Origin of the sequence: Comamonas sp. MYb21, from assembly GCF_037479395.1 — a bacterium.
GTDB lineage: Bacteria > Pseudomonadota > Gammaproteobacteria > Burkholderiales > Burkholderiaceae_C > Comamonas.
In genome coordinates, this window is record NZ_JBBGZC010000002.1 from 240,916 (window position 1) to 252,283 (window position 11,368).

General features: G+C 59.4%; 6 protein-coding genes and 1 tRNA gene. 2 read left to right on the plus strand and 5 right to left on the minus strand.

Going from position 1 to position 11,368, the window contains the following annotated elements; translation table 11 throughout:
- Window positions 1-162 precede the first annotated feature (162 nt).
- The 3 genes from WH367_RS04000 to WH367_RS04010 all read right to left on the minus strand — a co-directional run bounded on the left by WH367_RS04000 (window position 163) and on the right by WH367_RS04010 (window position 5,710).
- A complete protein-coding gene (locus tag WH367_RS04000; RefSeq protein WP_339534361.1) occupies window positions 163-1,245 on the minus strand; it encodes a hypothetical protein in 1,083 nt (360 codons plus the stop codon).
- Between the two features lie 316 nt (window positions 1,246-1,561).
- Entirely contained in the window at window positions 1,562-2,926 is a 1,365-nt protein-coding gene (locus WH367_RS04005; RefSeq protein WP_445228066.1) for a DUF6923 family protein, read from the minus strand.
- An 855-nt stretch (window positions 2,927-3,781) separates the two neighbouring features.
- A complete protein-coding gene (locus WH367_RS04010) occupies window positions 3,782-5,710 on the minus strand; it encodes a DUF11 domain-containing protein (RefSeq protein ID WP_339534365.1) in 1,929 nt (642 codons plus the stop codon).
- A 353-nt stretch (window positions 5,711-6,063) separates the two neighbouring features.
- On the opposite strand from WH367_RS04010, the gene WH367_RS04015 reads away from it, so the two are divergent.
- Window positions 6,064-7,647 carry a THxN family PEP-CTERM protein gene (locus tag WH367_RS04015; RefSeq protein WP_339534367.1) on the plus strand — a complete coding sequence of 528 codons (1,584 nt, stop codon included), beginning with the start codon at window positions 6,064-6,066 and terminating at the stop codon, window positions 7,645-7,647.
- A 297-nt stretch (window positions 7,648-7,944) separates the two neighbouring features.
- On the opposite strand, the gene WH367_RS04020 is transcribed toward WH367_RS04015, so the two are convergent.
- Window positions 7,945-9,603 carry a sensor histidine kinase gene (locus WH367_RS04020; RefSeq protein ID WP_339517334.1) on the minus strand — a complete coding sequence of 553 codons (1,659 nt, stop codon included), beginning with the start codon at window positions 9,601-9,603 and terminating at the stop codon, window positions 7,945-7,947.
- A gap of 696 nt (window positions 9,604-10,299) precedes the next feature.
- A tRNA-Arg gene (locus tag WH367_RS04025) sits at window positions 10,300-10,374 on the minus strand.
- Between the two features lie 231 nt (window positions 10,375-10,605).
- Between WH367_RS04025 and WH367_RS04030 the strand changes: the two genes are divergently transcribed.
- Window positions 10,606-11,277 (plus strand): MOSC domain-containing protein, encoded by a 672-nt coding sequence (locus tag WH367_RS04030; RefSeq protein ID WP_339534368.1) that lies wholly within the window; start codon window positions 10,606-10,608, stop codon window positions 11,275-11,277.
- Window positions 11,278-11,368 lie beyond the last annotated feature (91 nt).

Sequence of the window (11,368 nt, forward strand, 5' to 3'; positions counted from 1 at the left end):
GCCGGCCGAGGGGTTGCGCAGCGATGGGGCTGCGCAAACCAGCGGTAGAACCCCAAAGCGGTCTATTCCTTGGCATCTTCTGCCAGACCCTTGTTCCACCGGATCAGCGCGGATGGCCCGCGCCTGCGTTCAGACCACAGCTAAGCGTGTTGCAAAGGGTTCCTAGACCTTGCGGCCCCTCGAGAATCCCAGGAAGCCGGCTAGCGCCATGATGGGCGAGAGCGCCAGCAGGCCCCAGGCTGTCATCGTGGGCACAGGGGTCGGCACGGGAGTGGGCTCCACGGGCGTTGTCGGTGGATCCGGCTCCACGACAAAAGTCATGCGGACCATGCCGGCCTGCCCCGCTTGCCCACCGTCGCCGCCAGCGCCGGCCCCGACGTTGATGCCTCCGGCGGCGCCGCCGCTTGCCCCCGATCCATTGGCGCCTGCGATGCTTTCTCCTTCGCATGCTGCCACGGCCAATGGGCCTGTCAGGATCAGGCCGTCTGCTCCCGGCATGCCGGGCACTCCAGGTACGCCATTGGTACCTATGTTTCCGTAGCCATAGCCGGGAGAGCCCGAGCCACCGTTTCCACCATGGCCTTCGTAGCCCGCCTGTCCGCCAGCGCCGCCTATCCCTGCTATCGCACCGTCACCGCCGTTGCCGCCATCCCCGCCATTGCCGCCGTCCGTCCCATTTGATCCGTCTATGCCGTTCCCTTCCCAGCTGCCATCCCAATCAGGTGCGCTACTTCCGTCCACTCCATTGGCGCCATTGCCACCTGCACCACCCGATCCTCCAATGGATCCAGCGCCGCCGCCTCCGCCCAGGCCGCCAGGGCGCCCCAGGAAATTGGCACCTCCAGCACCCCCCGTGCCGCCGCTGTGCGTTGTCGCACCTTGACCTGGTAAGCCGCGCGCGCCATCGAAATAGTTGAGATCCACGGTGCTGCCGCCGCCGCCACCGCCGCCATGGGCCGTGACACCGAGCACACCGGGGCCCGACACTGCGGAGAACCCGCCTCCCGTGCTGTGCGTCCCGGTGGCTGTCCAATCTGCGCTGTTGACCAAGCCAGCCGCGCCGCCGGCCGCGACGATGACCAGCAGCTCGTTGCCTGCAGTCACGGCAAGACGGGCTTTGCAATAGGCCCCGCCGCCGCCGCCGCTGCCGCCCCCTGCGATGCCGTTCCAGCCCTGGTCATTCGAGCCCCCGCCACCGCCGCCACCCCAGGCCTCAAAGCTGATGTGGGTTACCCCTGCAGGCACGGTGCAGGTCCCCGCTGCATTGACGCCATTGACGCAATCTGCGGCTATGGCGTGGCCTGCAACCCCGAAGCAGGCCACGGTTGCTAACTTTGCGAGTATTGGATTTTTCATTTTTTTCCAGTGAAAGCATGGGAGAGGGCTGGCCCATTGAGCGAGGGTGATGCAGAGAATCCCTCAGGGGTGTTGCTGCGTGATCGAAGGTCTTGTCGCTTTCCGCTGCACGAGCTCCAAAAAAAGAGCCTCGCTGGGGCCAATAAGGCACTTACGAAGCTCTTTTGTCGCAGCTGGGATCAGCGTGTACGCACATATGCGGAGGTCATACCTTGCGACGGCGAGACAAGCCCATAAAGCCCGCCAAACCCATTAATGGAGAGAGCAGGAGCAGGCCCAGCGCAGTCATCGTGGGCACGGGGGTAGGTGCAGCAACGGGGGGAGCAGTGGCAGGGGTATCGGTGTCCGTTGCCGTGTCGTTGGAGGGGTCCGGGTCGGGATTGGTATTGACTGCGCTGGCGCTGGAGCCATCGGCTTCGACCGTGGCGGTGTTCACCAGATTGCCCGTGAAACCGGCTGGGATGGCCATGGTCAGCGTATAGGTCGCAGTCGCATTCACCGCAAGATTGATGGTGTCATCAATGCTGCCTGTGCCACTGGCAGCACAGCTTCCGCCGGCCGAAGCGCTGCAGGACCAAGAGGCGGTGCTGATGCCGCTGGGCAATACATCCGTCACCTTGGCGCCTACGGCGGTGAACGGACCGTTGTTGCGCACGGTAATGGTGTAGACGACATTGGTGCCCGGCACATAGGTGGTTTGGCCGTTGGTTTTGGTGATGCTCAAATCCGCAGGGAACTGGATGGGCGCATTCGGGCAGTTGGCGCCATCGTTGGTGCCCGATCCGGGCGAGCCGGCAATGAGCGTTTTGACACCGGTGAGCAGGTTGATCTGGTAAAAACCGCTGCCATTGTTGGCCGAGCCAAACATACCGTTGGTGGCACCGAACTGCGCGCCCAGCACACCACCGGTGCCGTCTGGCGTACCCATGGCCGAGACGGCTCCAGTACCCACATCGATGGCATAGAGCTGGCCTGTGTCGGACACCGAATACAAGCCCCCGGAAGCGCCACCGACCCAGGCGATGTCCGAGGCCGTGAATGCTGTATCCAAGGTGATGGTGGTAGCGGTCAGTGCGCTCGTATCAATGGCATAAATCACCGAGGTGTTGCCAAAGGGTTTGACATAGTAGGTGCCATCGCTGCCCACTGTGCCCGAGTTGTAAGCGGGACTCGCTGGCAGCCCCGTCACAGCGCCCACAACGGTGACAGCTCCGGTGCTCTGGTTGACGCTGAGCAGATTATCGCCATTGGCATCGGTCCGCATCGCATAGATCTGGCCATCGGTGGGGGAATAACCCAAGGCGTTGTAGGAAACCGCAGAAGCCCCCCCAATGCCGGTAAACACCATTGGATTGGTATCCGTAGACACGCTGTTTAACGAGGTCGGTGCGTTTTGCGACAGAAAAAGCCGGCCATCGCAGGCGACTTGTGCCATCGATATGGCTGGCAATACCAAAGCGGCCGAGATAAGCAGATGCTTGAATGTTTTTTTAGGGGCGGGAGAATTCGTCAGCGGCGACGAAAATGCTGGAAAGGCTGGGCCAGGCGGCATTTTCTTAGAATCGGTCATATTCACCCTTTACTGAATTGAAGCGGATGCAGTAATAAAACAAAAATGCAAGTTCTCTTGGCTGTGAATGAGGGACGGATCGCGATAGCGGAACCCTATGTCCTTCTATTCACTCGGTCACGCTGTTTACAATGCCATACACCTAAAACATGGTCAAGGCGCAGGTGGACATGGGTAGCATTTTTTTTGTTAGCTGTTTCAAATCGGATGGTATGCAAATTCAAAATCTTTGCTTTTTATCCATTTTCTTTGTTTTTATTTAATTTCCTTTGATTTTTTGATTTTTATAGATAACTTGGGATTTGGCATTGTCAATACCCCCTTTCAACCAAGCGGGTGCGAATGATGGGGCGGTGCGGCTTCACAGTGCAGCAGGGATGGGGTTATCCAGCTATTTTTTGAGGCAGATGGATGGTCCGCTGCGTGATGCGTGCCGAATACCGGTTCACGGCAGGGATGTGATATAGGCTGTGGGCCTTGGGAACTTCTGCACAACTTCCTGCCATGGTCTGAACGTGCTCTCGGGGGATCCAATCCCATGTCTTTCTCGGCAATACCTCCGGTTCGCCTTTAAGGGGCGCCTTGTGCGTTTTATCCCGATCAGTGTCCGTCGCGCTTGGTGAGGCTTGTGCAGAGGCAGCCCAAAGAGGGCGGTGTCTTGTCTGGCTAAAGCGCTTGGTCAATATCTTGGCAAATGCCGCTCGTCACACCGGTTTGTTGGGGCGGCCTGTCAGCAATGGCCGAGTCGGCTGTGGGTATTGCATTTTCGAAAGGTCTTGGAATAAAAAAATCGCCTCCAGCTGGAGGCGATTGTGAGTAACTCGGCAAGTCTTCAAGCCCTGAGGCTTCTAGCCATCACTGGTTGCGTTGGCGGCGGCGCAGTGCCAAGGCACCGATACCGGCACTCAATCCGCCCAGCAGCGCCAGGCCAGCCAGGTCCAATGCAGGGACTGGGGTGGCAGGGCCAGCGGTGGCGATGACGCTGTTGGCGGTTGCGCTGTTGTTGGCCGGAGTAGGGTCATCAATGCCCGCTGGAGCCGCGATGCTTGCCGTGCTGGCCAGCGAACCGGTGGCATTTGCAGCGACCTTGGCCGTGACGGTGTAGGTCACGCTGGCGCCCATAGGCAGGTTGACCGTGTCATTGATATTGCCGCTGCCCGATGCGCTGCAAGTACCGCCGCCTGCGCCCACACAGGTCCAGGTGGCATCCGTCAGTGCGGCAGGCAGGGTGTTGGTGACCGTGGCGCCCGTGGCTTCCACCGGGCCGGCATTGCTGGCGGTGACGGTGTAGGTCACCGTGGCACCGGGTGCTACGCTGGCAGCGGCACTGGCGTTGGTGATGGACAGGTCGGCGCTTGGGGGCTCACCCGTGCAGGCTGCGGTGACATAGAACTCGGCAATGGCGCCCAATGCACATGTTCCACCGCTACAGTCGTTGGTTTCTTGCCCGCCATCCAGCCGGAAGCCCACGGTGTTGTTGCCGCGTGCAAAACCAAGCGCTGCAGACGTGGTATAGGTCTGGAATGCACCGTAGCCATTGGGAAGATAGGTAGGTCCAGCAGCGGACTCTGCACCCGCTGCAGGCTTCACATAGACGGAGCTTCCATAGTCATCAAATGCGAAACGCCCAGTGAGCTTGATGCTGGCCAAATCAACATTGCTGCCGATGTTGACGGGCTGGTTCATCACAAATGTGGAGCCGTCCTGGATGCCACGAGACTGCCCGGTAGCCGCTGGGTAAGGCACACCCGGAATGTCGCTGCTCGCAGGGTTGGTCGTTCCAGGGCTGATCCAGCGGGCGTCGGTCGCCGTAGTCAGTGTCGATGGATCGAAATAGCTGCGATACCGGTAGCTGTCAAACAGAGGCTGCTCGACGTTCTCCAGGGCGGTGCCCGCTGCATTCATGCGCTGCGTCCATTTCCAGTCCCTGGCGTTGGTGGTAAATGGGCCAACACGGACTTCATCACCCGCTTGGCTGCCGGCGGGGCAAGCCAGAATGGTGGTGGGCTGGGCGGGCGGCTCCTCCTGGCAGTCGGCCGTGATTTCAAAATCTGCAATAAGGCCGGTTGGATTTCCAGAGCTGGCGGTGGTCGACGCAGTGTTATATACCACAAAACCGATGGTGTTGTCGCCATAATAGAAACCCAGACCGTTGTTATTACCGTCTAGATTAATAGTTCCTGGAGAGCCATAGCTCATGCCCAGATTCTGCATTTGCAACCAGGTCGTGCTGCCAGAAGGCGGGCTAGCGGGGCGAACAACAAATTCCGAACTGTCATCCACTCCTCCACTGCCAATGATCTTGATGCTGGAAAGCTTGATATTGCTAGGAATAGTAATAGGCTCGTTGTAGTAGAAAGTAATTCTATTTTCAACCCAAGCGCCATTTGCCACCACACCGCGCGCGTTCACTTCCGGATAAGGTCCACTACCCGTAGTAACCGATGAACCAGTTCCTGCACCCACTGGATATTGGGCATCGCCAAAGGAAATCCAATCCCCTTGGAGCGGAGTGCCGGCAAGATCGCCTGCACCGCTGGTATGCACCGCAGTCGCTTTATCAAACCAGCCGCGCCAATGGTAGTCGTCCACAATGGCTGCCGCACCTGTGGCGGTGCCACTTGGAGGGGCTACGTATTGGGCATCCGTTGACCAGGTCGCCTTAGCGGTGTGAATGCGTAAGGGCGCACCACAAGCCAATGTCGCAGCCTGTACGCCAGCGGCAGCCGTCAGCCCTGCAAGCGACACTGCAAAAAGAGCAGCCTGTCTGTGAATTAATTTCATCCTGAAAACTCCATCCCAATTGAAAAATATCCCATACGCACCCGAAAGATAAACTAAATCAATTGAATATTATTTAGTATAACTTACGTCTATCGTGTATATGTGAGCCGCAAAACAGGGAGAAATCTAGCAGATGGTTTCAAACTGCATCTTTGCTTAATTTAAATATTTTTTGGATTTCTTGAGATTTCTTTCAATACTCCATTATTTCGTTCGATAGCGTTGTGTTTCTGATTGTAATTTTTAAAAATTAACATATCCCGATGGCCAAGCCACTACATTGCATGTAGATTTTCTTGACTCATTTTTCTGCTTTGAAAAATGAATATCTATAGTTTGTAGCGGGGTTCAATATGTTGCATCGAAAGAAATGCGTCAGGGTCCTGGGTTTGCTTGGCGCCTTGTTCATGGGCAGTGCCACTGCCGCGCCCCTGGAATGGGACTACACGGTCACGGCCGAGTTTGTGACGACCACGGGCGCTACCAGGTTCGTTGGCGCGGGCCCAGGTAACAACAATGGCTGCGAACAGGTCAAGGCCGCCGAGATCTCCTGGGGGGTTTGCCCCATTGGTCCTGCAGGGCCAGGGCGCAGCGGTATCAGTGTGTCAAGCAGTGCGCAGACGGGGACCTTGGTGGCCAATGGCGCCGCGCAATACGCCAATGTCTACACCCATACCAATAACGTGGTGGCGTTGAACTTTGCGACCCTGACCAGCGCCACGATCAGCACCACGCTCGGCCTCAAAGCCAAAGGCAGTAGCGATCCCTACACCTATGAGACCTTCGTCTACACCATCAAATTTTCAGAAACCCCGAACGGCAGTGACCCGACCGCCTGCGTAGTGAAAGGCGGAGACCCTTGCAGCGATATCTGGGTGCTGGACGGCTCGGTCAATCGCACGGTGGTCATGGATGGCCAGGAGTTCACTTTCAGCTTTTTCCCTGAGCCTGCAGCCATTCCGCTGGATCCGGAGATTTGCGAGGCGGCAGGCGCGGAGGTTGGCTGCATCGGCTTTACCACCCAGGAGAACATGGTCAACGCGATCCCCTTCATGATGAACCTGACCCAGGTGGCCAATGTCTCGGGCCGGGTATATGCAGAGGGTAGCGACCCCGCCAACACGCAAGACGATGGCAACAGCGTCGATACCGGTATGGCGCTGGCGGTGTCTATGCTGTGCACAGGCCCCGACTACAGCGCAGGCCCGGTCGATGCAGCAGCGGATGGCAGCTTTATTTTTGAGAATGTACCGGCCGGGGCGGACTGCGCCATCACCACAACGCCGCCCGCGGGCTACCAAGCGGCCTATACACAACAGGGCACGACCGGGGCGAGTGGCGCGCCCGGTGCGCTCGACACCAGCGTGGCGGGTAGCACGGCTGCGCAGAGCATTGCCATCAGCGTGCCGTCCGATGGATCGACCGGCAATCTGTTTGCGCTGCGCGCAGTGACCGACATGCAAAGCACCACCGTCTGCAGCCCTGCCACGGCAGCCGAGGGGGCCACTGTCAGCTGCACAACGACCTGTACCAATACCGGCAGCAGCACGGCACTGCATGCTTTTTGCACCATCCCCAACGCCGCCAGCTTGCCCGGCAGCCCCACACCTGTCTGCAGTGCGCCCGCTGATCTGCCGCCCAATGGCACGCTCAGCTGCACACTGAGCTTTACGATGGCCGGCAACGCCAGCATCACGGTGGTGGGCGGGGCTGGTGCGGACAATGACAGCAATGGCGGGGGCGATGCAGCGGCGGGCAACAATGCATCGAGCGCGGCGGTTGCCCCGCAGGTCACGACGCCGACCAACCCTACGAATCCCGGCAACCCCACGCCTGTGCCTGGTCTCGGAGGCTTTGCGCTGGTGGTGCTGGCGGCCTTGATGGGGCTTGTGGTGTGGCGCCGGCCACGGCTTGTGGCAGGCGGCCGCATGCGATGAGCGCGGCAGGGCCGCCCGCGAGGCTGCAACGTGGTGTGCGCTGGCGTTGCGAACCCTGGTGATGGGTCTAGAGCCATGGCAATGGGTCAGTCTGCGACAGCCGCCGGTTGGCCAGGAGCAGTCGCTGGATGAACGCTGTCCAGACCGATTCACCAATCCCAAAATGCAGTTCAAATGGGCGAGGTGCCGCGCAGCACTTGAGGGTTTTTTGCGGGCAGCAACCGGCTTGTTTCGATGAAGTCTGACGCCATTTGAGCCATGACTTTGCCGGGGGCGAAGCAGGTGTTCTATCGCTGTCTATGGATGCTTTGCATGCCCGCCACGCTGCAATGCCAGCGTTTGTATGCCGGAAAAATCGAAATTCTCCAGCATGTCTTTGACGAGGGCCGTCATCGGCACATGGAGGGGATCTTGGCCATGGCGTTCAATCCAGTTTTCAATGTCTGTGAGACGGCCTTGGACGGCGAGGTGGGCCAGTTCCTCGAGAGCCGGATCATCGGGCATGGGGATTGCTGGCAATGCTGACGCAACGCAGGTGTGATCTCGCTCTGGGCCTCTTGGCACGATGATGGGCCATTCCGATTCGGATGTGTGAAGCACCGGCACCGACAACGCGAAGGAGAACTCCGTACCTTCGCCGGGCTTGCTGGTCACGCTCAACGTACCACCCATGGCCGCCAAAATACGCTGCGCAATGAACAGGCCCAGCCCGTTGCTACCGCTTTGGGCCTGTATCTGCTGGAAGGCGCCAAAGATATCGACGCCCTGGTTGAGGTCCATGCCTATTCCGGTATCACTGACAGCGATGTGCAGTGTGCAGAAATCACCCACGGGCTTGGCTGTGACGGAGAGGGTGACCACGCCACCGTGCGTGAACTTGGCGGCATTGGAGAGCAGATTGAGCAGCACCTGCTGCATGCGCTTGCCGTCCAGCACGATCTGCTGAGGGAGCCGATGCGAGGGCTGGTAGCGGAAGCGGTTGTCCTGCTGCGCGCACAGCGCAACGGCGAATTCAGAAATACCGTCGAGCAGTTGAGGAAGGTCGATGGTGGCCGGCTGCACCCGCAAAGGCTGCAGCTCGCCCTTGGTGTATTCCAGCAACTCATCGATCAGGTCGAGCTGGTATTTGACACTGCGCTGGATCGTCTGGAGCGGTTTTTTATGCGCTTCTGGCACATCGGCGAGCAACAGTTTGGAGTACCCACTGATGGTGACCAGAGGGGCACGTAAATCGTGGCTGATGTATCCCAGCAGTTCGACTTTCTGCCGGTCGCTGGCCCTGGTCGCTGCGAGCGCTGCGCTCAGATCTGCCTGCAGAGCGAAGGCGTGCATGTTCCCGAACGCGAGTGCGTAATTGATGTGAATCAGCATCAGCCCAAAGGCAAGCAGCGTCTGGAAGTTGCCTGCAGCCAGAAAATCTTGCGGCATGGGGAAGAATGCGGTGCCGGCTATTCGAGCACCATGCCCCACCAAGAACAGTGCAGTCACCACCACCACTTCGGGGTTGACGCCTTCGGCCCGCTCTTTACCCACTGCCAAGAGGGTGTGAAGCGTCATCCATGCGATCAGCGTTTGCGCTGCGCAATGGCTATAAACACGCGCCGTCGTGTTGTAGTCAAAGTAGCAGTAGTAAGCCAGCAATGCCCCTTCCATGACCAGCACCGCCAGCATCGATAGCACCCAGGATCGGCGTCGGCCATAGAAAAGGCAGATACCAATCTGGAACATGATCGAGCTGAGTGTGATGGCGAGGTTGGCGACGACGATGGATAAGAGATCAGGAATTCGGTCCCGCCAGGTGACCATCACCGCACCGGCGCTGAACAGGAAAAAACCTGAGCTCCAGTAAATAAGATAGCTGGACCGCTGCCTGAGCCACAGCACCAAAATGCCAATGCCCAGGGCAAACTCAACCAGAGCGCTGAAGAACGCAGCAGTGCCAATACTAAAGTTCATGGGAGGAGACGCTTTGTCGGTGGGGCGTGCTGTCGCATGTTGTGGCGACAAGAGGGAGCAGTATGCAATCGAATTGCAAGAAAAAGTGCAGCGCTTCAGGCAATTTTTGAAGGCCAAGCTGGCGGCTGACGTGGCGCCTGTGCCATCAGCGCTGGAAGGAGGCCGACACTGTCGCAAGGTCACCCACAGCCCAGATGCCTCCCAAGCTCAGCAAAGCTAGCGGTCACCCCTCATAAAATTTCCTGACCGGAGCCGCCACCGGTTTGTTCAGGCTTGGAGCTACCGCAGGTACATGCATTTTTTCTGACGGCTTGAAAGACATGTCGGCGAAATGTACACCATCGCTTAGGGTGGGTAGCCGCTGCCCCTTGGCATTAGAACCAGGGTGCTCTGGCCGAGGAAGGGCTCCACCAGAGGCGCGCTGCCGGCGCTATTTGCCGAGCCCCGCGCTGGTTCGCAGTGTGTAGCGAGGTATCTGTGCAAAGCGTTGGGGCAGGTGCCGGAGAAGTGCGGCAAGTACATCGCGCTGTTGCCGCGGGGGCGTCTCAGGCCTGCCCAAAGGCGGGGAGGGACAAACTAAACCAATGGAAAAAACCAGTCAACGACCTGCAAAAACAGTTTGCATGGGTCTGGTTTTGTCCCGGTGTTGTGCTGTTGGTGGTTAGCACTTCTGTGCTTGATTCCATTGCAGAATCTTGGTCCCCCCGACAGGAATCGAACCTGTATCTAGCGCTTAGGAGGCACTCGTTCTATCCATTGAACTACGGAGAGGGGCAGCGCTGTATTGTAGAGGACTTGCAAAGCTCCCAAGCCAATCTGCGAAGCCACAACGATGGGACTCCCGGTTGCGGCATGGTTGGGATGTAGGTTCTCAGCGCCGCCTGCGGTCAGATCCTCTTTGCGCAGCTGGCCATTCCCGGCGTGGAGGGCGCAAAATGGCAGCGCATGTTCCCCGTTCATCCCATCCCACTTCCCTCCGATCTCCAAGACAGCTGGCAGCCCATGGGTACGCTGCAGGCGCTTTACGTCCGGGTGGGCCAGGAGCCTGAGCCCCGTTCCGTGGCCGAAGTCCAGGCAGTCGGTGGCTATGGGCTGGCTGGCGACCGGCATGCTTCCTCGTTATCCCCCCGGCAGTTGCTCGTCGCCGGCACTGATGCCTACCAGCGCTGGGGCTTGGCGGAAGGCTCGCTCCGAGAGAATATGCGGGTGGATTTCTCCACCAGCGGGTTGGCCTCCGGTGATCTGTTGCGCATGGGCAGCGAGGTTGTCGTCGCGATCAGCTTTCTCTGTGAACCTTGCCGGTTGCTGGAGCGCAGGTGCCCGGGCACCCTTGCTTCGATCGGCCGAGACAGGGGCATGCTCGCCCGCGTGTTGCGAGGCGGCACCATTCGCCGTGGTGCCGAGGTATCGCTGTGCCGTGCCAGGGGGCCTGTGTTCAGCGACCAGTGGCAGGCAAGGGTCCGACAGGTGGCCTGCGCGGTTCCGGAGGGTGCCTGGATCAGCTATCGGCAGCTCGCTGAGATGGCGGGTGTGCAAATGGCCTACTGCCGCGCTTTCCCCAAGGTACTGTCCCAGCTCCCAGAGCGCATGGCCGCCAGAGTGAGGGGCCAGCGCGATGCGCCGGGCGCTGCGCCGTGGTCGGGTGCTGGATTCTTCGGCATGGGCACGGATTGATGCCTACGCTGCCAGCGCAACGCTGAGCCCAACGTCTGCGGAGCCCCTGGCAAACAGGCCCCCGCCGTTTTGCAACTGCGGGGGCCTGTCA